Annotated in this window: 22 protein-coding genes and 2 tRNA genes; 16 read left to right on the forward strand and 8 right to left on the reverse strand. The window is 75.0% G+C overall.

Annotated elements, in window-relative coordinates:
* Positions 1-173: 173 nt before the first annotated feature.
* Positions 174-2759 carry an aminopeptidase N gene (gene pepN, locus MF406_RS06305; RefSeq protein ID WP_242897107.1) on the reverse strand — a complete coding sequence of 862 codons (2586 nt, stop codon included), beginning with the start codon at positions 2757-2759 and terminating at the stop codon, positions 174-176.
* Between the two features lie 273 nt (positions 2760-3032).
* Here pepN and MF406_RS06310 point away from each other — a divergent pair, with 273 nt between their 5' ends.
* Together MF406_RS06310 and MF406_RS06315 are read left to right on the forward strand one after the other, a co-directional pair.
* Positions 3033-3689, forward strand: coding sequence for a DsbA family protein (locus MF406_RS06310; RefSeq protein WP_242897108.1), 657 nt, complete (start codon positions 3033-3035; stop codon positions 3687-3689).
* Between the two features lie 227 nt (positions 3690-3916).
* Positions 3917-4474 (forward strand): hypothetical protein, encoded by a 558-nt coding sequence (locus MF406_RS06315; protein WP_242897109.1) that lies wholly within the window; start codon positions 3917-3919, stop codon positions 4472-4474.
* Between the two features lie 147 nt (positions 4475-4621).
* Here the strand turns inward: MF406_RS06315 and MF406_RS06320 are convergent, their stop codons facing one another.
* Complete coding sequence (locus MF406_RS06320) at positions 4622-6631, reverse strand: M13 family metallopeptidase (RefSeq protein WP_242897110.1); 2010 nt, start codon at positions 6629-6631, stop codon at positions 4622-4624.
* A 225-nt stretch (positions 6632-6856) separates the two neighbouring features.
* On the opposite strand from MF406_RS06320, the gene MF406_RS06325 reads away from it, so the two are divergent.
* Positions 6857-7312, forward strand: a complete 456-nt coding sequence (locus tag MF406_RS06325; RefSeq protein WP_242897111.1) for a ribose-5-phosphate isomerase — start codon at positions 6857-6859, stop codon at positions 7310-7312.
* A gap of 344 nt (positions 7313-7656) precedes the next feature.
* The gene (locus MF406_RS06330; protein ID WP_242897112.1) at positions 7657-7863 is read left to right on the forward strand and encodes a hypothetical protein; all 207 of its coding nucleotides are present in this window, start codon (positions 7657-7659) and stop codon (positions 7861-7863) included.
* A gap of 131 nt (positions 7864-7994) precedes the next feature.
* Here the strand turns inward: MF406_RS06330 and MF406_RS06335 are convergent, their stop codons facing one another.
* Positions 7995-8705: a hypothetical protein gene (locus MF406_RS06335; RefSeq protein ID WP_242897113.1), complete on the reverse strand. Its 711-nt coding sequence runs from the start codon at positions 8703-8705 to the stop codon at positions 7995-7997.
* Between the two features lie 20 nt (positions 8706-8725).
* On the opposite strand from MF406_RS06335, the gene MF406_RS06340 reads away from it, so the two are divergent.
* Positions 8726-9136, forward strand: coding sequence for an MGMT family protein (locus MF406_RS06340; RefSeq protein WP_242897114.1), 411 nt, complete (start codon positions 8726-8728; stop codon positions 9134-9136).
* Entirely contained in the window at positions 9129-10220 is a 1092-nt protein-coding gene (locus MF406_RS06345; RefSeq protein WP_242897115.1) for an Fpg/Nei family DNA glycosylase, read from the forward strand. The genes MF406_RS06340 and MF406_RS06345 overlap by 8 nt, the downstream gene beginning before the upstream one ends.
* Before the next feature lie 44 nt (positions 10221-10264).
* Here MF406_RS06345 and epsC read toward each other — a convergent pair whose 3' ends face one another.
* Together epsC and cysK are read right to left on the reverse strand one after the other, a co-directional pair.
* Entirely contained in the window at positions 10265-10837 is a 573-nt protein-coding gene (gene epsC / locus MF406_RS06350) for a serine O-acetyltransferase EpsC (RefSeq protein ID WP_242897116.1), read from the reverse strand.
* A gap of 16 nt (positions 10838-10853) precedes the next feature.
* Entirely contained in the window at positions 10854-11789 is a 936-nt protein-coding gene (gene cysK / locus MF406_RS06355; RefSeq protein WP_242897117.1) for a cysteine synthase A, read from the reverse strand.
* A gap of 396 nt (positions 11790-12185) precedes the next feature.
* Between cysK and MF406_RS06360 the strand changes: the two genes are divergently transcribed.
* On the forward strand, positions 12186-12539 hold the full coding sequence (locus MF406_RS06360; protein WP_242897118.1) for a hypothetical protein: 354 nt from the start codon (positions 12186-12188) through the stop codon (positions 12537-12539).
* Between the two features lie 28 nt (positions 12540-12567).
* On the opposite strand, the gene MF406_RS06365 is transcribed toward MF406_RS06360, so the two are convergent.
* On the reverse strand, positions 12568-13203 hold the full coding sequence (locus MF406_RS06365) for a YigZ family protein (RefSeq protein WP_242897119.1): 636 nt from the start codon (positions 13201-13203) through the stop codon (positions 12568-12570).
* Positions 13204-13474: 271 nt separating this feature from the next.
* Between MF406_RS06365 and rpmF the strand changes: the two genes are divergently transcribed.
* Positions 13475-13639 (forward strand): 50S ribosomal protein L32, encoded by a 165-nt coding sequence (gene rpmF, locus MF406_RS06370; RefSeq protein WP_242897120.1) that lies wholly within the window; start codon positions 13475-13477, stop codon positions 13637-13639.
* 187 nt (positions 13640-13826) lie between these two features.
* Here the strand turns inward: rpmF and MF406_RS06375 are convergent.
* Positions 13827-13900, reverse strand: a tRNA-Gly gene (locus MF406_RS06375).
* A 119-nt stretch (positions 13901-14019) separates the two neighbouring features.
* Between MF406_RS06375 and MF406_RS06380 the strand changes: the two genes are divergently transcribed.
* From MF406_RS06380 to MF406_RS06415, 8 genes are all read left to right on the forward strand, one after another.
* Positions 14020-14093, forward strand: a tRNA-Pro gene (locus MF406_RS06380).
* A gap of 232 nt (positions 14094-14325) precedes the next feature.
* Positions 14326-15798, forward strand: coding sequence for a trigger factor (tig, locus tag MF406_RS06385; protein ID WP_242897121.1), 1473 nt, complete (start codon positions 14326-14328; stop codon positions 15796-15798).
* Between the two features lie 265 nt (positions 15799-16063).
* Entirely contained in the window at positions 16064-16465 is a 402-nt protein-coding gene (locus MF406_RS06390) for a four-helix bundle copper-binding protein (protein ID WP_242897122.1), read from the forward strand.
* 398 nt (positions 16466-16863) lie between these two features.
* On the forward strand, positions 16864-17472 hold the full coding sequence (locus MF406_RS06395; protein WP_242897706.1) for an ATP-dependent Clp protease proteolytic subunit: 609 nt from the start codon (positions 16864-16866) through the stop codon (positions 17470-17472).
* A gap of 65 nt (positions 17473-17537) precedes the next feature.
* Entirely contained in the window at positions 17538-18185 is a 648-nt protein-coding gene (locus tag MF406_RS06400; RefSeq protein ID WP_242897707.1) for an ATP-dependent Clp protease proteolytic subunit, read from the forward strand.
* Between the two features lie 215 nt (positions 18186-18400).
* Positions 18401-19678, forward strand: coding sequence for an ATP-dependent Clp protease ATP-binding subunit ClpX (clpX, locus tag MF406_RS06405; protein ID WP_242897123.1), 1278 nt, complete (start codon positions 18401-18403; stop codon positions 19676-19678).
* A 113-nt stretch (positions 19679-19791) separates the two neighbouring features.
* Positions 19792-21027: a Vms1/Ankzf1 family peptidyl-tRNA hydrolase gene (locus MF406_RS06410; RefSeq protein ID WP_242897124.1), complete on the forward strand. Its 1236-nt coding sequence runs from the start codon at positions 19792-19794 to the stop codon at positions 21025-21027.
* A 107-nt stretch (positions 21028-21134) separates the two neighbouring features.
* Complete coding sequence (locus tag MF406_RS06415; protein WP_242897125.1) at positions 21135-21542, forward strand: chorismate mutase; 408 nt, start codon at positions 21135-21137, stop codon at positions 21540-21542.
* Positions 21543-21581: 39 nt separating this feature from the next.
* Here MF406_RS06415 and MF406_RS06420 read toward each other — a convergent pair whose 3' ends face one another.
* A complete protein-coding gene (locus MF406_RS06420) occupies positions 21582-23402 on the reverse strand; it encodes a long-chain fatty acid--CoA ligase (RefSeq protein ID WP_371744616.1) in 1821 nt (606 codons plus the stop codon).
* Between the last annotated feature and the right edge of the window lie 19 nt (positions 23403-23421).

A 23421-nucleotide genomic window follows, 5' to 3' on the forward strand; every position in this document is an offset into this window, starting at 1 on the left:
GCGCGGGCGACCGCCGCGCCTGCCCGGCTCACGCCCGGGCCCGGATCACGTCACCCGCGTCCCCGCGGGCTCGCAGCCGTGCCCGCACCCGCGGACGCCTACGCGGGCTCCCGCCTGACGCTCCGTGCCGCGCCTACGCGGGCTCCCGCCTCACGCCCCGTGCCGCGCCCGTCTCACGCCTGCGCCCGTGCCCGGGCGTCCACCTCCTGCGCCCGGACCGCCCGCCGGACGGCGTCGAGGTTCTCCGTCACGAGGCGGCGCAGCGCGGGCGCGGCGCTGGCGTGCTCGGCCAGCCACGCCTCGGTCAGCGCCACGACGTCGACACCGTGCTCCTCGGCCAGCCCGGCCAGCCCGGACGGGTACAGCCCGATGACGATGTTCTGCGCCATCTCGTTGGTCTTCTCCGCCCACACCCGCTCCAGCGCCGCGAAGTAGGCCTCCGCCGCCGGGACGAGCAGGCCCCGGTCGTGGACGTGGGCGTAGCCGGCGATGACGTTGCTCTGCAGGGCGTTGGGCAGGGCGTCGGAGTCCACCACGTCGGCCCAGGCCCGCGCCTTGCTCTCGGCGGTGGGCACGGCGGCCCGGGCCCGCGCCGCCTGCTGCTGCCCGGCGGCCGTGGCGTCCCGCGCGAGCTCGGCGTCGATCTCCGCCTCGCCGGTCCGGCCGGCGGCGGCGAGGCCCTGCAGCAGGGCCCAGCGCAGGTCGGTGTCCACCGCCAGGCCGGGCAGCTCCTCGGTGCCGTCCAGGAGCCCGCCGAGCACGTCCGCCCGCTCGGCGGTGGCGTGCTGGGCGACCGCCCGGACGAGCTGGAGCTGGGTGTCGGAGCCGGGGTCCGCCTGGCGGGCGAGGTCGAGGAGCCGGCCGGTGACCGCGGGCACCACCGCGGCCCGGGCGGCCGGCGCCGTGTAGGACTGCAGCGCCGTGCCCAGCTGGCGCAGCAGGACCTGCACGACCGTGGAGTCGGTCTCGACGGGCAGCGCGGCCAGCACCAGGTCGAGGAAGTCCCGGGCCGGCCACTCCCCGTCCCGGGTCATGTCCCACGCCGCGCCGAGCACGAGCGCCCGGGGCAGGGACTCGGTGAACCCGCCCAGGTGCTCCGTCGCTGTGCGCAGCGACACCTCGTCCAGCCGCACCTTGGCGTAGGCGAGGTCCTCGTCGTTGACCAGCAGCAGGTCCGGCCGGGCCCGGCCGACCAGGTCGGGCACCTCGGTCCGGGCGCCGTCGACGTCGAGCTCGACCCGGGCCGTGCGCTCCAGGCGGGCGGCGGAGCCGGTCCCGACGACGTCGTAGCCGCCCAGGACGAGGCGGTGCGGGCGCAGCGTGGCGTGCTCGGCCGGGGCCTCCTGGACGATGGCCAGCGCGGTGACCGTGCCGTCGTCGTCGGTCTGCATCTCCGGGCGCAGCAGGGTGACGCCGGCCTGCTCCAGCCAGACCCGGGACCAGGAGGCCAGGTCCCGGCCGGAGGTGGCCTCGAGCTCGGCGAGCAGGTCGGCCAGCTCGGTGTTGCCGTGGGCGTGCTTGGCGAAGTACTGCCGAACGCCGGCGAGGAAGGCGTCCCGCCCGACCCAGGCCACGAGCTGCTTGAGCACCGAGGCGCCCTTGGCGTAGGTGATGCCGTCGAAGTTGACCTCCACGTCCTCCAGGTCCCGGATCGGGGCGACGATGGGGTGGGTGGACGGCAGCTGGTCCTGGTTGTACGCCCAGGACTTCTCCAGCGCGGAGAAGGTGGTCCACGCCGTCGTGAACCGGGTGGCCTCGGCGGCGGCCAGGTGGGAGACGTACTCGGCGAAGGACTCGTTCAGCCACAGGTCGTTCCACCAGCGCATGGTCACCAGGTCCCCGAACCACATGTGGGCCAGCTCGTGCAGGACGGTCACGGCGCGGCGCTCGACGGTCGCGGCGGGGACCTTGGAGCGGAAGACGTAGCTCTCCACGATGGTCACCGCGCCGGCGTTCTCCATGGCGCCGGCGTTGAACTCCGGCACGAAGAGCTGGTCGTACTTGGCGAACGGGTAGGGCCGGTCGAAGGCGGCCTCGTAGAACGCGAACCCGGCCCGGGTCAGGTCCATGATCTCCTCGGCGTCGAGGTGCTGGGCCAGCGAGGCCCGGCAGTACACGCCCAGCGGGATGGTGCGCCCGTCGGCGGAGGTCAGCTCGCCGTGCACGCCGTGGTAGGGGCCGGCCACGATCGCGGTGAGGTAGGAGGAGATGCGGTCGGTGGGCGGGAAGGTCCAGGTGGCGACGCCGTCGCCGGCCGGGGTCGGCTCGGGGGTGGGGGCGCCGGAGACGACGGTCCAGTGGTCCGGGGCGGTGACGGTGAAGGCGAAGGTGGCCTTGAGGTCGGGCTGCTCGAAGACGGCGAACATGCGCCGGGAGTCGGCGACCTCGAACTGGGTGTATAGGTACGTCTCGCCGTCGACCGGGTCGACGAAGCGGTGCAGGCCCTCCCCGGTGTGCATGTACCGGCAGGTGGCCGCCACGACGAGCTCGTTGCGGGCGGCCAGGCCGGTGAGCTGGATGCGGGAGTCGGCGAAGGCGGCCGTGTCCACCGGCTCGCCGTTGAGCGTGATGGACTCCACCGACTCGGCGATCAGGTCGACGAAGGTGGCGGCGCCGGGGGTGGCGGTGAAGGTGATCGTGGTGGTGGACCCGAAGACCCGGTCCCCGCGGGTGAGGTCCAGGACGACGGCGTAGCTCTCGGTCGCCACCGTGGCGGCTCGCTCCTGGGCCTCGGTGCGGGTGAGGTTCTGGCCGGGCATGGGTCTCCTTCGGTGGTCCGGGACGCGGGACGGGGCGCCGGCGGCGCTCCGTCGATCCTGCCACCACGGGCCGGCCCGCTCACCCCTGCCCGGCCCGACGGCGCCCGCTCGGCCCGCGGCGGACGTGCGGTCCGGGGGAGGTGGCCGACGCCGCCGCTCGCCCGGCCGCGGACGTGCGGGGGAGGATCCGTCGTCGTGCGGCGCCGGGAGTCGGTGCCCGACGGCGCCCGCCCGCCCGGCTGCCGACCTGCGGTCCGGGGGGAGAATGGGGCCATGAGCGAATCCACCAGCACGACCGAGCGCACCGACAGCACCGAGCAGGCACCCACGCAGCACGCCGACTTCTGGTTCGACCCGATGTGCCCCTGGGCGTGGATGACGTCCCGGTGGATGGGGGAGGTCCAGCGCGTCCGGAACGTCACCGTGAGCTGGCACGTGATGAGCCTCGCGGTGCTCAACGAGGGCCGGGACCTGCCCGCCGACTACGCCGAGCTGATGGACCGCGCCTGGGGCCCGGTGCGGGTGGTCAACGCCGCCCGCGAGCGGTACGGGGACGCCGTCGTCAAGCCCCTGTACGACGCCCTGGGCACCCGGATCCATCTCCAGGACCGCGGGACGGACCTCCCCGCCGTCATCGCCGAGTCGCTCGCCGAGGTGGGGCTGCCGGCGGAGCTGGCCGACATCGCGGGCTCCGACGAGCTCGACGAGTCCCTGCGCGCCTCGCACCAGGAGGCGATCGACCGGGTCGGCGACGACGTGGGCACCCCCGTCGTCGCCGTCGAGGGCGTCGCCTTCTTCGGGCCGGTGGTCACGCCGGCGCCGAAGGGCGAGGCCGCCGGGCGGCTGTGGGACGGGGCGGTGCTGGTGGCGGGCACGCCCGGGTTCTACGAGCTCAAGCGCAGCCGGACGTCCGGGCCCATCTTCGACTGAGGCCTCTCGACCGGTGCCTGCCCGCGCCCGTCTGTCCCCACCCCGTCGCCCATGCCCCCGGTGCAGGACCGTCGACCTCCGCCCGGGGACCCCGCCGGCCGGCGGACGTCCTCGCGCGGCGCCCCGGGTAGCAGCCGACGATGCCCAGGGCGGGTCGGCGGACCCGTGCCCGGGCCCGACCCGTCCTTGGCGTACCGTGTCCTGGCCCCGGCGAGAGGAGAACGGTGATGGCGGGTCGGCAGCGGCTGAGCGCGGCCGAGCGCACCCTGGTCGTGCTTGCGGTGCTGGCGATCCTGGGCTTCGCCGTCGTGCTCGGCCTGCGGCTGGCGACGGCGCCCGAGACGCGCCCGCCGGCCGACGCGGCCACCGCGCCGACGACGATCGCCGGCACCGCCGACCCGAGCGAGCCCGCCGGGGAGGACCTGTCCGGCGTCGCCTTCGACTTCGTCACGCCGAGCGGGAACATCGCCTGCACGATCGAGGCCGAGCGGGCCCTGTGCGGGATCGCCGACTTCGACTACGACGTCCCGCCGGCGGAGGCCGAGGCGTGCCCGGGCACGCTCGGGCACTTCCTCCAGGTGGACGCCGACGGCGCCGCCCTGGTCTGCGACACCTCCGGCCAGGAGCTGGGCATCGACGCCGACGGCGTCCCGGTGCTCGACTACGGCCAGGAACGCACCACCGGCGCCTACACGTGCACCTCCTCGGAGGAAGGCGTCACCTGCGCGCACGACCCGTCCGGCCACTCCTTCACCGTGCGGCGGGCCGCTTACGGCCTGTCCTGACGACCAGGCGGGGGAAGGCCCGGCGGGAATGCCCGGGGGGAAGGACCAGGGGGCGCGGAAGGACCAGGGGCGCAGCAGGACCGGGGGGCGGAGGCAGGACCGACGCCGGCCCGGCCCTGCCGGCGATCACCAGATCCGCACGCGCGATCACCAGATCCGCACGCGCTCCTGCGGGGCGAGGTAGAGGGCGTCCCCGGGGGTGACGTCGAACGCCTCGTGGAAGGTGTCCATGTTGCGCAGCACCCCGTTGCAGCGGAACTCGGCCGGGGAGTGCGGGTCGATGGTCAGCAGCCGGATGATCTCGGCGTCGCGGCTCTTCTCCCGCCAGACCCGGGCCCAGGAGTAGAACAGCCGCTGCAGCCCGGTCAGCCCGTCGATCACCGGGGCGGCGGCCAGCCCGTCGACGCCGCGGGCCCGCAGCGCGATGTCGTAGGCCTTCACCGCGATCGACAGGCCGCCGAGGTCGCCGATGTTCTCCCCGACGGTCAGCGCGCCGTTGACGTGGTGGGAGCCGTCCAGCTGGGCGGGGGAGTAGGCGTCGTACTGGGCGATGAGCGCCTTGGTCCGGGCCTCGAACTCGGTGCGGTCGGCCTCCGTCCACCAGTCGGTGAGCCGGCCGGTGCCGTCGTACTTCGACCCCTGGTCGTCGAACCCGTGGCCGATCTCGTGCCCGATGACCGCCCCGATGCCGCCGTAGTTCCAGGCGTCGTCCGCGGCCGGGTCGAAGAACGGGGGCTGGAGGATCGCGGCCGGGAAGACGATCTCGTTCATCGTCGGGTTGTAGTAGGCGTTGACCATCTGCGGCGGCATGAACCACTCGTCCCGGTCCATCGGCTTGCCGAGCTTGGCCAGGTCGCGGCGCTCCTCGAACAGGTTCGCCGCGCGCACGTTGCCGAGCAGATCGGTCTGGTCGACCTCCAGCGTGGAGTAGTCGCGCCACTTGTCCGGGTAGCCGATCTTGGGCGTGAAAGCCTCGAGCTTGGCCAGCGCCCGGGACCTGGTCTCCTCGCTCATCCAGTCCAGGGTGCTGATCGACTGCCGGTAGGCCGCCACCAGGTTGCCCACCAGCTCCTGCATGGCGGCCTTGTGCTCCGGCGGGAAGTGCCGGGCCACGTAGAGCTCGCCCACCGCCTCGCCCATGGCGCCCTCGACCAGGGCCACCCCGCGCTTCCACCGGTCGCGGAGCTGCTCGGCGCCGGTGAGGGTGCGGCCGTAGAAGTCGAAGTTCTCGTCCACGAAGGCCTGCGGCAGGTACGGCGCGCGGGCGTGGACGGCGTGCCAGGCCAGCCACAGGCGCAGGGAGTCCACCTCGGCCTGCGCCCAGGTCCGGGCGAAGTGCGTGACGTAGGACGGCATGGCGACGATGAGCTGGTCGAAGGCGCCCGCCGGCACCCCGAGGGTGGCGCGCCACAGGTCCCAGTCGAAGCCGGGCGCGGCGGCGGTCACCTCCGCCCAGGTCATGGGGTTGTTGATGAGGTCGGCCTCGCGGGACTTCACCCGGTCCCAGTGCCCGGCGGCGAGGGTGGTCTCCACCTGCATGACGCGCTCGGCGGCGCCCATCGCCTCGTCCGCGGTGACCAGGCCGGTCAGCGCCAGCATGGCGGCGACGTGCGCGACGTAGGCGGTGCGGGTGCCGGCGTGGGCGTCCTCGCGGTAGTAGGACTCGTCCGGCAGGCCCAGCCCGGACTGCCAGAAGAAGACGGTGTAGCGCTCGGGGTCGTTGAGGTCCGTGTCGACGTCGTAGCCCACCCCGCCGGTCACGCCCGTCGGCTGGAGCGCGCCGAGGGCGCGGGTGAGGGCGTCGGTGTCCCGGGCGGCGGTGAGGAGCTCCAGGTCCGCCCGCAGCGGGCTCGTGCCGAGGGTCTCGATGCGCTCGGTGGCCATGAAGGAGGCGTAGAGGTCGCCGATCTTGCGGGCGTTCTCCGGGTCGCCCGCGCCCACCTCGCCGGCGGCCGCGGCGCCGATAATGTCCCGGACCCGCTCCTCGGACAGGTCCCGCAGCTTCAGGAACGACCCGTCCCGGGCCCGGTCGGCGGGGATGACGTGCTCCCGCAGCCAGGTGCCGTTGACGTGCCGGAACAGGTCGTCCTGGGGGCGGACGCCGAGGTCCATGGCCTCGGCGTCGGTCATCGTGGGGCCGGTGTTCGTCGTCGTCATCCCCAAACCCTACGGTGCCCGGTCCGGCGGTCGGCAACGGGGGGCGACACGGCGGCACCGCGGCCGGGCTGACGGGCGGCAGCAGGCACCCCGACGGCGGCAGCAGGCGGCCCGACGGCGGCACCACGCCACGGACCGACGGTGGCACTACCCCGCGGTCGACGGCGGCCGAGCCGCCCGGTGCGCCGGCCGGGGCGCGCGAGCGGTGCCCGGCACAATGAGCTCATGCGCATCCACATCGCCGCCGACCATGCCGGGTTCGAGCTCAAGTCCGTGCTGGTCACGCACCTGGCCGCCGCCGGCCACGACGTCGTCGACCACGGGGCCGCCAGCTACGACGCCCTGGACGACTACCCACCGGTGTGCTTCGCCGCCGGCGAGGCCGTGGTCGGCGACCCGGGGTCCCTGGGCGTGGTCATCGGAGGCTCGGGCAACGGCGAGCAGATCGCCGCCAACAAGGTGCGCGGGGTCCGCGCGGCGCTGGCCTGGAACCTCGACACCGCCCGCCTCGCCCGCGCGCACAACGACGCCAACGTCGTCGCGATCGGCGCCCGGCAGCACACCACCGACGAGGCGGTGGCGCTGGTGGAGGCGTTCCTCGCCGAGCCGTTCACCGGCGACCCGCGGCACCGGCGGCGCGTCGACCTGCTCACCGCCTACGAGGCGGGCCGCCGCGGCTGAGCCCGGCCCGCCGGCGGCGGTCAGGCTCACGGCCAGCAACCGGGAGCGGAGGGGCCAGCAACGGGGGCGGAGCCCAGGCCGACACCGGGAGCGGAGCCAAGGCCGGAGCGGCAGCGGAGTCCAGGCCGACACCGGGTCGAGGCACCGGGACCGACGATCGTGGCACGGTCCCCGTGATCCGTCCGGGCTCGTTCGTCGGGGCGGCGCGGACCGGTCCCCCGGAGGGGGTCACGACGGCGTGGCGCAGCCGGGATGTCAGAGGTCGGTGCGAGGGTGAGAGCAGCACGGGTGAACCGGTCCCCGCGCCGCCCTCACGGGCCGCGGGCTGAGGAGAGGAGACCGCCATGGCCGCCATGACGACGATGGACCTGGACCTGGAGCTCGAGCTCGCGCTCGCCCCCGGGCGCGGTGCCGACAGCGGTCCGGATGTCGACGACATCGACCCCTACGCCGACCCCCTCCGGGCGTGGTGCCCGTCCTCCGACGGCCCGGCCCTGGTGCTGGACGGCTTCTGCGAGCACTGCGGGGCCTGCGACCACGACCTGTGCTGACCGCCCGCGCGGGCATCGAGCGGAGAGCCTGGCGCCCGGCCACGCCGCCGATGTCCCTTGCATGAGCGGGCGGGCGGCGCCGGCTGACCAGGCCGGCTGACCAGGCCGGGTGCCGGCAGCAGGCGTCGGCGTCAGCGCCCGTGCGGCCGAGCCGCCACGCGCTGGCCGCCGCGCATCTGCGCCACCGCCCCGACGACGGCGAGCGGCACGAGGACCAGGACGGCCGCGGGCACCGCACCGAGCAGGGCCGTCGCCGCCGCCACCGCCACGCCCTGCCCCAACCACCAGCCCGCCTGCCGGCCGGCCGACGAGCCGGCGGCAGCAGCAGCACCCGGCCGGGCGCCGTCGGCAGCCCCAGCGCTCAGCAGGCGCTGGTAGGCCCGGGCGCGCACGGCCACGGCGACGGCGCCGCAGAGCAGCCAGGCCGCCCCCGCCAGGAGAGCTTCCGGCCAGGCCGCGCCCAGGAGGGCGAGGGCCAGGCACACCAGGGGGGTGAGGGCGGCCGTGGTGAGCCCGCCCAGCACGGTGGCCCGGGCGAGCGAGCCCCGGCCGCGCGCCGCGGCGAGGACGAGGAGGCCCGCGGCGGTGACCAGGAGCCAGCCGGCGACGGTGCCGACCGCCGTGAGCAGCGCCGGGCCGGCCCCGGACCGGGCGACGACCAGGGCACCCGCGGCACCGGCCAGGACCGCGCCGCTCAGCACCAGGACCCGCGCCTGCCGCCGGGCCTTGGGGGTGTCGACGGCCTCCGCCGTGCTGCCGGACTCGGCGCGGCGGGCGGGGTCGGCGCGGTGGGCGGGGTCGGCGCAGTGCTCGCAGCCGGTCGTGGTGGTGGTGGGCTCCATCTCGCTGCGATCATAGGGGGGTGCTGCCCGCCCGGACCGAGCTGACCGAGCTCGTGCTCGACGTCGCCGACCAGGTCCCTCCGGGGCGGGCGACGACCTACGGCCTGGTCGCAGCGGCGGTCCGGGACCTCACCGGCCACGGCCACGCCCGCCACGTCGGGTCGGTGATGGCCGCCTACGGCGCCGAGGTGCCGTGGTGGCGGGTAGTGCGCGCGGACGGCACGCTGCCCCGGCAGCTGCGGGACCGTGCGCTGCGCCACTACCAGGAGGAGGGCACCGTGCTGAGCCTGCTGAGCCCCGTCCGGGTCGACCTGTCCCGCTCCGGGTGGGACGCCCCGCGGCTCTGGCGCGCCCCGGCGCTGGCCGCGCCGGCCGTGGCCGCCGCCCCGGACCTGCCCGGCACCCCCGCGCTGGACGTCCCGCATGCCTGAGGGGCACACGGTCCACCGGCTCGCGCACGCCTTCGCCGAGCTCTTCGGCGGCCAGCGGCTCGCCGCCTGCTCTCCGCAGGGCCGGTTCGCCGCCGGCGCCGACCTCCTGGACGGTCGGGTGCTGGCCGGCACCGAGGCCCACGGCAAGCAGCTCTTCCTGGCGTTCGCGCCGCCGGACGGCCACGACGGCCAGGACGGCCAGGACGGGCGGGCCGGCCCGGTCCCCGGCGACGTCGGGGTCGTGCCCGGCCTGGTGCCCGCCGGCGCCGTCGCCGGCCCGGCGGGCAGCGCCGCCGGCTCCGCCGGCGGCCGCACCGACGACGGCACCCCGGCCGAGAGCGGCAGGCCCGGCGCGGGCGCGCCGACGGCGGACCTGCGGTGGCTGCGGGTGCACCTGGGCCTGTACGGGTCCTGGACGTTCGACGGCGACGCCGACTTCCGTGCCCCGCACGCCATCGGTGCCCCGCGCCGCCGGGTCGCCGAGGAGGAGGTGGCCGTCGCCGCCGGCACCGACCAGCGGGACGGCCAGTGGTCGCCACCACCGCCGCGCGGGGCGGTGCGGCTGCGCCTGCTCGGCGCGCACGGCGTCGCCGACCTCACGGGCCCGACCGCCTGCGAGGTGGTGACCCCGGCGGAGAAGGCCGCCGTGCAGGCCCGCCTCGGGCCGGACCCGCTGCGCCCGGACGGCGACGCCGCGCGCTTCGTGGCCGCGGTCCGGGCCCGCCGCCGCCCGGTGGGCGAGCTGCTCATGGACCAGGCGGTGATCGCCGGCGTCGGCAACATCTACCGCGCGGAGTCGCTGTACCGGGCCCGGGTGCACCCGCGCCGGCTCGGCAAGGACGTCCCGGCGGCCCGGCTGCGGCAGGTGTGGGCCGACCTGGCCGAGCTCATGGCCGACGGCGTGCGGACCGGCGCCATCGTCACCACCCGTCCGGAGGACCGCCGCAGCGACGCCGACCGGTGGTACGTCTACCACCGCACCGGCGAGCCCTGCCTGGTCTGCGGCACGCGGGTCCAGGAGGCGGAGATGGCGGGCCGGCGCGTGTTCTGGTGCCCCCGCTGCCAGCGCGCCCCGCGCGGGTAGGCGCGGCCCCGAGGCGGGCGCCCGGCCGGGCCGCCCGGCCGGGCTCAGATGTAGATCGCCGGGTCGGCGTAGGGGTCCGGGGCCGGCTGGCGGGGCGCGGGCCGGGGCCGGGCGGGCACGCCCACGGCGACGGCGCCCGGCGGGATGTCCTTGACCACCACGGCGTTGGCCCCGACCTTCGCGTCGGCGCCGATGCTGACCGGGCCGAGGACCTTGGCGCCGGCGCCGATGACGGCGCGGTCGCCGACCGTCGGGTGCCGCTTCCCGCGGCTCATCGACACCCCGCCCAGGGTGGTGCCGTGGAACAGCACGACGTCCTCGCCCACCTCGGCGGTCTCCCCGATGACCACCCCCATGCCGTGGTCGATGAACAGCCGCCGGCCCAGCACCGCGCCCGGGTGGATCTCGATCCCGGTCAGCGCCCGGCCCAGCTGGGAGAGCAGCCGGGCGGGCAGCTTCAGCAGCGGGTGGGCGTGCCACATCCGGTGCGCGAGCCGGTGGATCCACAGGGCGTGCACCCCGGGGTACCCCAGCGCCACCTCCAGCAGGCTGCGCGCCGCCGGGTCGCGGCGGCGCGCAGCGCGCAGGTCCTCCAGCAGCAGCTGCCGGAAGGGCACCGGGGAGTTGTGCACGTCAGTCGACCAGGCCCTCGAACAGCACCGTGGAGAGGTAGCGCTCGCCGAAGTCGGGCAGCACGACGACGATCGTCTGGCCCGCGCTCTCGGGCCGGTTGGCCACGTTGACCGCCGCGGCGAGGGCGGTGCCGGACGAGATCCCGACGAGCAGGCCCTCCTCGGTGGCCGCCCGGCGGGCGAAGCGCACCGAGGTCTCGACGTCGACGTCGAGCACCTCGTCGTAGACGGCGGTGTCCAGCACGTCCGGCACGAAGTTCGCCCCGAGGCCCTGGATCTTGTGCGGCCCCGGCTGCCCGCCGGTCAGGATCGGGGACTCGGCCGGCTCCACCGCGACCATCCGCACGCCGGGCTTGCGCTCCTTCAGGACCTGGCCGACGCCGGTGATGGTGCCGCCGGTGCCGATCCCGGAGACGACGGTGTCGACGGTGCCGTCGGTGTCCGCCCAGATCTCCTCGGCGGTGGTGCGCCGGTGGATCTCCGGGTTGGCCGGGTTGGCGAACTGCCGGGCCAGGACGGCGCCGGGCCGCTCGGCGGCGATCGCCTCGGCCCGGGCGACGGCGCCCTTCATGCCTTCCGCCGCGGGGGTGAGGACGAGCTCGGCGCCGAACGCCCGGAGCAGGGCGCGGCGCTCCTTGCTCATCGACTCGGGCATGGCCAGCACGACCTGGTACCCGCGGGCCGCGCCCACCATGGCCAGCGCGATGCCGGTGTTGCCCGAGGTCGCCTCGACGATGGTGCCGCCGGGCGGAAGCTCGCCCGAGGCCGCGGCCGCGTCAACGATCGCGACGCCGATGCGGTCCTTGACCGAGTTGGCGGGGTTGTAGAACTCGAGCTTGGCGAGCACGGTCGCGTCCGCACCGTCGGTGATGCGGTTCAGCCGCACCAGCGGGGTGCGGCCGACGAGCGCGGTGACGTCCTGGTAGATGGTGGCCATGGTGGTCCTTCCGTTCGGGGGGAGCGGCACGACGGCGCCGTGCCAGGGCCGGTGGTCGGCCGGGGAGTGGTCGGCGGGCGGGAACCAGAGCGCCAGGCGTGCGGCAGGCGCACCCTTGAGCCGGGCGCTCTACCGACAGGAACGGCAAGCGGGCAGCGCACGGGGGCCAGCGGCGAGCGAGCAGCCCATGCGGCGTCCTTCCCGGCGTGCGGCTTGAAACCTCAACAACCCTAGCCGGTGGGCCCCGGGGCCGCACTCCCGCGCCCGGGCCCCGTCCGCATCCCCGCCCGGGCCCCGGTCCGCGCCCCCGCCCGGGGCCCCGGTCCGCGTCCCCGCCCGGGCGGCGGCACCGGCGGGCGCCTACGCTCGGAGGACCTGGATCGCGGGAGGTGAGGCATGGGCAAGCTCTCGTTCGTCGTCGGTGCCGGGCTGGGGTACGTGCTCGGCGCCCGCGCCGGCCGCGGCCGGTACGAGGCGCTCCGGCGGGCCGTCGGCGGCGTCGTGCGGAACCGTCCGGCCGAGCGCCAGGACCACGAGCGCCAGGACCACGAGCGGCCGGACCAGGAGCGGGCGGGGCGCCCCCGGCACCTGCGCCCGGAGGTCCCCGACGCCACCACCGCCCCGGGGTCGCGGCCCAGCGCCCACCCGGGCCCGGCCATGGGCAGCGCCACGGGCGCGGCCGGCGGCGACGGCCAGCCCGGCGACCCGGGGCGAACCACGCCGGCCGAGCCCTTCCCGCCGGTGTCCTGACCGGCCGGCTCGCCCGCACGCGTCAGCGTCACGCCGGACGCTCCACCACCGTCTCCCCGACAAGCCTCGGCACCGCCGTGCCGGCGGTCATGGCCGCCACCGCGCTGGTGAGCGCGGCGCCGTCGGCGCTGCGGACCACGAGCTCGACGCCGTCGTCGCCGTACCGGGTCTCCACCACCGCGAAGCCGTGCCGGCGCAGCTCGGCCTCCACCCGGCCCGCCTCGGCGTGCCCGAGCCGGACGCTCCAGAGCTCGGTGTGCTCCAGCCGGACCAGCGGGGCGGCGTCCAGCGCGGCCTGGACGGCCCCGGAGTAGGCGCGCACCAGCCCGCCGGCACCGAGCTTGACCCCGCCGAAGTACCTGCTGACGACGGCGACCACGTCGGTGACCCCGGCGCCGCGGAGCACCTGGAGCATGGGCATCCCCGCGGTGCCGGCAGGCTCGCCGTCGTCGGAGGAGCGTTCCACCCGCCCGGGTCCCGGGCCGCCGACGAGGAACGCCGAGCAGTGGTGCCGGGCGTCCGGGTAGGCGCGGCGCGCCTCGGCGACGACGGCCCGCGCGGCCGGCTCGTCCTCGGCCCGGCGCAGCCAGGCGAGGAACCGGGACCGGCGCTCGACCAGCTCGACGCGGACGTCGGCGCCGTGGGCGAGGCGAAGCTCCGTCACCCGGGCAGTATCACCGCGATGTCCCACCATGGCTGCCACGTCGCCCCACCGCGCGGCATTAGCGCCACCACCGTCGCGCCACCGGACGGCTGTCGGCCGGACCGATGCCCGCCGGACCGCCGTCGGCCCGCGCCACCGCCGTAGGAGCAACTGCCGCACCGGGGGCAATCTCACACCTGCGGTAGACTCCTCAGGCTGGCCAGCGGAACCCGTCCCGTGCGAAGGTTGCCGCTGGCGTATCCCCACCACGTACGAAAGGAGCGGCAAGGGCATGGCAGTTCCCAAGCGCAAGATGTCCCGCAGCAACACCCGCTCTCGCCGGTCCCAGTGGAAGGCCGAGCTCACCGAGCTCGTCGCCGTCCGCGTCCAGGGCCGCGAGGTCAAGGTGCCGCGGCGGCTCGCCAAGGCTTACCAGCGAGGACTCCTGGCCGACTGATCCCGGCCGGACCCGCGTCGACCCCCGCACCGCTCGGTGCGGGGGTCGTGCACGTTCGGGGCACGTGCGGCGGCTGTCAGACGTCGCGGATGGGGTTACCAGATGGGTGTGTGCGGACACCGTAGGGGCGCCGGCGGCGGCGGTGCAGAAGGGTCGTAAAGCGTTGTCATCATTGACTTCTTCGCTGTGGAGCGGGTGACCAGAATCGAACTGGCACCATCTGCTTGGAAGGCAGAGGCTCTACCATTGAGCTACACCCGCGCGGCCGTCCGGCGCTTCCGACAAGTGTAACCAGGACCGCGGGGGCGCCGTCGCCAGGCCCGTAGACTCCGCACCGGGCGCCGACGGTGCACCGGGAGCAGCCCGGGCGCCGAGCGCACCGGGATGTAGCGCAGCTTGGTAGCGCGTCCGCTTTGGGAGCGGAAGGTCGCGGGTTCAAGTCCCGCCATCCCGACCGGCGAGGCCGCGCACGGCGCGGACCCCTCGTCGGCGGCATCGGTCGCGACCGGGACCCCGCGAGCACGGGCCCCGCGGCGGTGGCGTCGATCACGGGCCCGACCCGGCCGCGCCCCGGCAGCCGCCCGTGCCCTAGCATTGGGCGGTCTGCGTGTGCGGCTCCGGGCGCGCGCGCCCACAGCACCCCGCCCTACGGGACCACCGACCACCCGATGACTGGAGACCACGCAGTGAAGAGCGCCGTCGAGAACCTGGAGCCCACCCGGGTCAAGCTGACCGTGGAGGTGTCGTACGACGAGCTCAAGCCGACCCTCGACCACGCCTACGCCCACATCGGGGAGCAGGTGAACGTCCCGGGCTTCCGCAGGGGCAAGGTGCCGCCGCGGGTGCTGGAGCAGCGGGTGGGGCGGGCCGCCGTCATCGAGCACGCGGTCAACGACGCCGTGCCGGACTTCTACACCCAGGCCGCCCTCGAGGCGGACGTCCGCCCGATGGGCCAGCCCAGCATCGAGGTGACGGAGATCCCCGCGGTGAAGGGCGCCCCCGGCGGGCAGCTGGTCTTCACCGCCGAGGTCGACGTCCGTCCCCAGATCGACCTGCCCGAGCTGTCCGACATCACGCTCACCGTCGACGACGTCACGGTCACCGACGAGGACGTCGAGGCCGCCCTGGACTCCCTGCGCGAGCGGTTCGGCTCCCTCGTCGGGGTGGACCGCCCGGTCGCCGACGGCGACTTCGTCGTCCTCGACCTCAACGCCACCGTGGGGGAGGAGGAGGTCGACTCCGTCTCCGGCGTGTCCTACCAGGTCGGTTCGGACACCATGCTGGACGGCCTCGACGACGCGCTCATCGGCCGCGAGGCCGGCGAGACGACGACCTTCACCACCCGGCTCGCCGGCGGGGATCGCGCCGGGGAGGAGGCCCAGGTCACCGTCACCCCCACCGCGGTGAAGGAGCGTGAGCTGCCCGAGCCCGACGACGAGTTCGCCCAGGTCGCCTCCGAGTTCGACACGATGGAGGAGCTGCGCACGGACCTGCGCACCCAGGCCGCCAAGGCCAAGGTCGCCGAGCAGGCCGAGCAGGCGCGGGACCGGCTCCTGGAGCGGCTGCGCGGGGACAGCGAGATCCCCGTGCCGGCCGGAGTCGTTGACGCCGAGATCGCCCGGCACCTCCAGGCGGAGGGCAAGGACGCGGACGACCCGCACGCGGAGGAGATCCGCGAGGAGATCGTCGACCTCCTGCGCGACCAGCTGGTCCTGGACGCGCTCGTGGAGGAGCTCGACGTCACGGTTACCCAGGACGAGGTGCTGCGGTTCCTGGTCACCCAGGCCCAGCAGTACGGCATCGACCCGAACGAGTTCATCCGGGCCGCGGCCGAGGCCGGCCAGATCCAGGCGTTCACCGGCGAGATTGCCCGCGACAAGTCCCTCGCCCTCGCGCTGCGCCAGGTGACCGTCACCGACACGTCGGGCAACGCCGTCGACCTGACCGAGTTCGTCGGCTCCGACAACGAGGAAGGCACGCCCGAGTCCGCTGACTCCCCGGAGTCCGGTGACTCCCCGGAGTCGGCGGACTCGCCGGAGTCTGCCGACTCGCCGGAGTCCGCCCCGTCGGCCCCCTCCGCGGAGGAGGCCGGCGACGGCGAGGAGCCCGCGGCGGAGGACGGCGAGGAGCCCGCGGCGGGGGACGCCGAGCGGGCGTAACCGCGCGAGCAGCGTATGGCCGGGGCCGGCACCGACGGGTGCCGGCCCCGGCCATCTCTTCGTGGGCAGTCGGGCGGTGGGGCGCTGGCGTGACGATGGGTGGGTGCCGCACGCGGAGCAGGTCTGGAGCGCGGAGCAGGTGTGGGCCGCGGATGAGCCCCCGCCCGGTGGTGCGCCCGGCCCGGGCCGCGCGTAGCGTGCCAGTGAACCGGGAGCCGCGGCTGCCGTCGCCGTTCCCACCTACGCCGCACGGAGAGGACGGACGATGAAGACCGCCGAGATGATGAGGACCTACCCCGCCGAGATCAACCTCGACCGGGACCTGCTCGCCCGCACGGTGGAGACCCTGGTCGCCTGCTCCCAGGCGTGTACCGCGTGCGCGGACGCCTGCCTGAGCGAGGACATGGTCGCCGAGCTGCGCAAGTGCATCCGGTCCAACCTGGACTGCGCGGACATCTGCGACACCACCGCCCGGGTGCTGTCCCGGCACACCGGCTACGACGCCAACATCACCCGGACCATGCTGCAGGCTTGCGGCCAGGCCTGCCGCTCGTGCGGCGAGCAGTGCGAGGCGCACGCCGAGCACCACGAGCACTGCCGGGTCTGCGCGGAGGCCTGCCGCGCCTGCGAGCAGGCCTGCAACGACCTGCTGGCAGCCGTCGGCTGACCGGGTGCCGGGGGCGCGTCGGCCGGACCGGCAGCGGCCACGGGCGGCGGCGTCGTCGGGGTGCCGCCCCGCGCCCTGACACGGCCCCGACGAGGGTCGGCCCGGAACCGTTCCGTACCGACCACCGCTGCCGGGCGCCGCGTCGGTCCACCCCCGCCCCCGCCGTCGTCGGGCGCGCCGACGGCCCGTCCCCCCACCGCCGTCGGCGCCGGACCGGTCAGTGCCAGACCGCCGCCCCCGGCCCCGCTCCCACCCCCGCACCCGGTGCGCCGTCAGCGAAAAGGGCCGTCCTGCGGGCGGTTCGGCGCGGCCTGCGCGTTAGTGTCCCTAGACGATCTTCCGACGGCTAGGACTGCCGGGCGGGACGCCCGGATGAAGGAGCACACGTGAGCGAGCAGATGCCGCAGGCGAGGTCCGAGAACCCCGGCATGGGCTTGAACGACACCATCTACAACCGCCTCCTCCGGGAGCGCATCATCTGGCTGGGCTCGGAGGTGCGGGACGAGAACTCCAACGCCATCTGCGCCCAGATGATGCTGCTGGCGGCCGAGGACCCCGACAAGGACATCTACCTCTACCTGAACACCCCGGGCGGCTCGATCACCGCCGGGATGGCCATCTACGACACCATGCAGTACGTCAAGCCCGACGTCGCCACGGTGGCGATGGGCATGGCGGCCTCGATGGGGCAGTTCCTGCTCTCCTCGGGCGCCAAGGGCAAGCGCTACGCCACCCCGCACGCCCGCGTCATGATGCACCAGCCCTCCGGCGGCATCGGCGGCACGGCGACGGACATCCGGATCAACGCCCAGCTCATCCTGCACATGAAGCAGGTGCTGGCCGAGCTGACCGCCGAGCAGACGGGCAAGACCGTCGAGCAGATCAACGCCGACGCGGACCGCGACCGGTGGTTCACCGCCACCGAGGCGCTGGAGTACGGCTTCATCGACCACGTCGTGGAGCACTCCGCCTCCGTCGCCGGCGGCGGCGGGACCGACAGCAAGTGACGCCGCCCCCCACCACCCCTCAGGAGCCCGCAGTGAACACCCCCTTCCTCGCCCAGGCCGGCCGGATGCCGGCCCCGACCGCGCCCGCGATGCCGAGCAGCCGGTACGTGCTGCCCCAGTTCGAGGAGCGCACCGCCTACGGCTACAAGCGCCAGGACCCCTACACCAAGCTCTTCGAGGACCGGATCATCTTCCTCGGGGTGCAGGTCGACGACGCCTCGGCGGACGACATCATGGCCCAGCTCCTCGTCCTGGAGAGCCAAGACCCGGACGGCCTCATCACCATGTACATCAACTCGCCCGGCGGCTCCTTCACCGCGCTCACGGCGATCTACGACACGATGCAGTACATCAAGCCGCAGATCCAGACCGTGTGCCTGGGCCAGGCCGCCTCGGCCGCGGCGGTGCTGCTGGCCGCCGGCACGCCGGGCAAGCGGCTGGGCCTGCCCAACGCCCGCGTGATGATCCACCAGCCCGCGATGGAGGGCGGCGGCTACGCGCAGGCGTCGGACATCGAGATCCAGGCGAACGAGATCTTCCGGATGCGCGAGTGGCTCGAGGAGACCCTCGCCCAGCACACCGGCCGGTCGGTCGAGGAGATCCGCGCCGACATCGAGCGGGACAAGATCTTCACCGCCCCGCAGGCGAAGGACTACGGGCTGCTGGACCAGGTCCTGCAGTCCCGCAAGACCCCGCAGCTGACCAGGGCCTGACCCGGCCCTGCCTCCGGCCCGGCGCCGGCGGTGCGCAACCGCCAGCGCCGGGCCGGACCGGTCTGCCCGACGGCGGCCGGCGGGGCGCCGTCGTCCGGCCCCGTCGGTCCACACTCCCGGCGCGGGAGACAGCGCCGGTGGTGGTGGTGTGGAATGGTGGGAGTCGCGGGCAGCGCCCGCTCCGCATGGACGAGACGTGAAGGTGGTGGGACCCGGTGGTGCGCACGGGTGAAGGGGCGGACCTGCTCAAGTGCTCGTTCTGTGGGAAGAGCCAGAAGCAGGTGAAGAAGCTCATCGCGGGGCCGGGGGTGTACATCTGCGACGAGTGCATCGACCTGTGCAACGAGATCATCGACGAGGAGCTGGCCGAGGCCAGCGAGCTCGGCCTGGTCGACCTGCCCAAGCCCCGGCAGATCTACGACTTCCTCGGCGACTACGTCGTCGGGCAGGACGGCGCGAAGCGGTCCCTCGCTGTCGCCGTCTACAACCACTACAAGCGGGTCCAGGCCCGGGAGTCCGGCAGCAGCGAGGACGACGGCGTGGAGATCGCCAAGTCCAACATCCTGCTCGTCGGCCCCACCGGCACCGGCAAGACCTACCTGGCCCAGACGTTGGCGAAGATGCTCAACGTGCCCTTCGCGATCGCCGACGCCACCGCCCTGACCGAGGCGGGGTACGTGGGCGAGGACGTGGAGAACATCCTCCTCAAGCTCATCCAGGCCGCCGAGTTCGACGTGAAGAAGGCCGAGAAGGGCATCATTTACATCGACGAGATCGACAAGATCGCCCGCAAGAGCGAGAACCCGTCGATCACCCGGGACGTGTCCGGGGAGGGCGTGCAGCAGGCGCTGCTGAAGATCATCGAGGGCACCCAGGCCTCGGTGCCGCCCCAGGGCGGGCGCAAGCACCCGCACCAGGACTTCCTCCAGATCGACACCACCAACGTGCTGTTCATCGTCGCCGGAGCCTTCGCCGGGCTGGAGGAGATCATCTCCTCCCGGGTGGGTCGGCGCGGGATCGGGTTCGGCGCCCCGCTGCGCTCGGCGGAGGACGCCGCCGACCTGCTGGGCGAGGTCCGCCCCGAGGACCTGCACAAGTTCGGCCTGATCCCCGAGTTCGTCGGCCGGCTGCCGGTCGTGGCCACCGTGCAGAAGCTCGACCGGGACGCCCTGGTGCGGATCCTGACCGAGCCCCGCAACGCCCTGGTGCGCCAGTACCAGCGCATGTTCGAGATCGACGGCGTGGAGCTGGAGTTCACCGACGACGCCCTGGGGGCGATCGCCGACCAGGCGCTGCTGCGCGGCACCGGCGCCCGCGGGCTGCGCGCCATCATGGAGGAGGTCCTCCGCGAGGTCATGTTCGAGGTGCCCTCCCGCGACGACGTCGCCCGCGTGGTGGTCACCCGCGAGGTGGTCCTGGAGAACGTCAACCCCACCCTCGTCCCCCGCGAGGCCGCGCCGAAGCGGCGCACCCCGCGCGAGAAGAGCGCCTGAGCCCCCGCCGAGGGCCCCTGCGCCGCCCCCACCGGGCGCCGCCGAGGGTGGCGAGCTCCCCACCGCTGTAGCACAGTGGGAGGGACCTTTCCCCCGACTCAGCGAGGTGCTTCATGCGACTGGACCGGATCACCGCCGACCTCCCCACCGACGTCCCCCTCGCCACCGTGGTGCTGGACGCCACCCGTGAGAGCGAGACCGGTGAGCAAGCCGTGCTGACCCGCTGGAAGGACCTGCAGCGGACCCTGGCGGAGAAGGGCGCCGACGACGGCACGCTGGACGCGCTCGGCGAGCGGATCCAGGCGGTGAGCCGGGGCGGCGGGCAGCACGGCCGGGTCCTGGTCGCCACCCGCGGCGAGGTCCTGCTGGACTGCGCCCTCAGCACCCCGCCGGCCGCCGACGAGGCCATCTGGGCACCCGGTCCCAACGTCTTCGCGCTGGCCCGCGCGGCCGACGAGCACGTCCGCTACCTCGTCGTCGCCGTCGACCGCTCCGGCGCGGACCTGACCCTGTACGAGTCGGCGAACGTGGCCGGCGCCGCGGGGGAGGGCACCAGCCTCGAGGGCGGGCACGACGTGGTCACCAAGGTCAACACCGGCGGCCGGTCCCACCGCCGGTTCGAGTCCCGGGCGGAGGACTCCTGGGAGCGCAACGCCGAGGCGGTCGCGGCCGAGCTCGACCGGGTCGTCGCCGCCCGCCGGCCCGAGCTCGTCCTGCTCACCGGGGACGTCCGGGCCCGGGCGCTGGTCGCCGACGAGGTCGGCGCGCAGACCCGGCAGGTCCTCACCCCCGTCGAGGGCGGCTCGCGGGCCGACGGCGTGAACCCGGACGCCTTCGCCGCCAACGTCTCCGCCGCCCTGCTGCAGTTCCGGCTGCGCCGCCGCGAGGACGTGCTGGACCGGCTCCGGGAGGCCCGCGGCCGGGAGGGCGGGGCGGTCAGCGGCCGGGACGGGGTGCTCGAGGTGCTGCGCCGCGGCCAGGTCGACGAGCTCGTCATCACCGAGGCCGTGGCCGGCCCGCCGTCGTCGCTGGCCGACCGGGAGCTGTGGGTGGGCAACGGGCCGCTGGAGATCGGGCTGACCGAGGCCGACGTGATCGACCTCGGGGCGACGGCGCCGCACCGGGTGCGGGCCGACCTCGCCCTGGGCTGGGCCGTCCTGGCGCAGGGCGGCGGCGTGACCGTGGCCGACGAGGCCAGCATCGGGCTTCCCGACGGCGCCGGCGCGGTGCTGCGGTGGAACGATGCCGCCACCCCCAGCGACCAGGTCTTCACCATGAGCGCCGACCCGCACCGGGAGGGCCGCACCCGGGTGGGCCGCCGGCAAGACCTCGACGACCCCGCTGTCTGAGGCTCGCCCCACCGCCGGCCCCAACCCCGGCCCTGGCCGTCGCCACGGCCGCGGCCGGGGAGGGGCGGTGGGCCGGGGCGGCCCGCCCCGCCCGTAGGATCGCCGCCATGACGACGCTCGGGATCCACGGCAGCCACGAGCCGGCGGAGGTGCCGGAGGGGCTGCGCGCGGCCCGCAAGACCATCGACAACATCGACGCCGCCCTGGTCCACCTGCTCGCCGAGCGGTTCCGCTGCACCCAGCAGGTCGGGCTGCTCAAGGCCCGGCTCGGGCTGCCGCCGTCGGACCCGGAGCGGGAGGGCCGTCAGGTGGCGCGGCTGCGGGCGCTCGCCGAGGAGGCCGGCCTGGACCCGGTGTTCGCCGAGAAGTTCCTCGGGTTCATCGTCGAGGAGGTCATCCGGCACCACGAGGACATCGCCGACCGCCACCAGGACGACGGCGGCGGGCCGCCGTCGGCCGCGGGCGGCACCGGGGCCGGACCTGGCCGGCCCGCCCCGGCGGCCAGCCAGCGGTAGAGGTCAGCGGGCCGGCAAGCCGGCCCGGCCCGTCGCCGGTCAGCGGTAGATCGCGTCGATCTCGTCGGCGAGGTCGGTCAGCACCTTGGCCCGCTTGACCTTCATCGACGGCGTCAGGTACCCGTTGGCCTCGGTGAAGTCCTCGGTCAGCACCCGGATCTTGCGGATCGACTCGGCCCGGGAGACCGCCGTGTTGGCGCGGGCGACCGCCCGGTCCAGGGCGGCCAGCACCGCCGGGTGCTGCGCCGCCTCGGCCACGCCCATGGCGGGCAGGCCGTGGTTGGCCAGCCAGGTGGGCAGCATCTCCGCGTCCAGGGTGACCAGGGCGGCGACGAATGGGCGCCGGTCGCCGACGACGACCACCTGGGAGACCAGCGGGTGGCCGCGCAGCCGGTCCTCCAGCACCGCCGGCGCGACGTTCTTGCCGCCGGCGGTGACGATGATCTCCTTCGCCCGGCCGGTGATCCGCAGGTACCCATCGGCGTCCAGGGTGCCGAGGTCGCCGGTGCGCAGCCACCCGTCCTCGAACGCCGCCGCCGTCGCCGCCGGGTCGTTGCGGTAGCCGCGGAACACGTTCGGCCCCTTGACGAGGACCTCCCCGCCGTCGCCGATCCGCACCGCGGTCCCCGGGTAGGGCGGGCCCACCGTGCCGATCTTGACCAGGCCGGGCCGGTTGACGGTGGTCGGCGCGGCGACCTCGGTGAGCCCGTAGCCCTCGAGCACGACCACGCCGATCCCGCGGTAGAAGTGCCCGAGCCGCTCCCCGAGCGGGGCGCCGCCGGAGACGGCGTAGCGCAGCCGCCCGCCCATCGCGGCGCGGACCTTGCCGTAGACCAGCCGGTCGGCGACGGCGCGCTGGGCCCGCAGCGCGGCGGACGGGCCGCCCGCGCGGTCCAGGGCGCGGGAGTACTCGATGGCCACCTTCGCGCCCCACCGGAAGACCCGCTGCTTGGCGCCCCGGCCGGCCTTGGCGTCGGCCGAGTTGTAGACCTTCTCGAAGACCCGGGGCACCCCGAGGAGGAAGGTCGGCTGGAAGGCGCCCAGGTCCGCGACCAGGTTCTTCACGTCCGGCACGTGGGCGAGGACGGCGCCGGAGTACACGCACAGCACCTCGACGAACCGGGCGAAGACGTGGGCCAGCGGCAGGAAGAGCAGGGTGCGCTTGTCCGGGCCGCGGACGACGTCGGCGAAGCTCGGGTCGTCGGTGCCGTTGACCACCAGGGAGAGGAAGCTGCCGTGGGTGAGCTCCACGCCCTTGGGTCGGCCGGTGGTGCCGGAGGTGTAGATGATGGTGGCGAGGGAGCCCAGGCCGAGGGCGTCGGTGCGGGCCTGGACCTCCGCCGGGGGCACCTCGGTGCCGGCGGCCGCCACCTGCGCCAGCGCGAACTCCTCGATGACCCGCACCTCGCGCAGCCCGGGCAGCTCGGCGAGCAGCGGCTCCACCAGCGCGGCCTGCGCCCGGGACTCGGTGAACACGATCGAGGCGCCGCTGTCGGTGACGATCCACCGCACCTGCTCGGCGGAGGAGGTCTCGTAGATGGGCACCGGCACCGCCCCGGCCGCCCAGGCGGCGAAGTCCAGCACCGTCCACTCGAAGCTCGTCCGGCTCATGATCGCCACCCGGTCGCCGGGCCCGACGCCCAGGGCCACCAGGCCGGCGGCGACGGCGAGCACCTCCTCGGCGAAGACCCGGGTGGTCACCGGCACGAACCCGGTGCCCAGCGCCACCTGCCGCTCGATGATGGTGCCCTCGGGGTCGCGGGCCAGCCGGTCGCGCAGCACCCCGGGGATGGACATCCCGGGCGTGAGGCGTCCGACGCCGGGGGTGCTGGCCTCGCGCCGGTCGGTCGTGACGGTCATCGGTCCTCCTCGCCTTGCC

It is taken from the genome of Georgenia sp. TF02-10 (genome assembly GCF_022759505.1).
In the GTDB taxonomy this organism is placed as follows: Bacteria; Actinomycetota; Actinomycetes; order Actinomycetales; family Actinomycetaceae; genus TF02-10.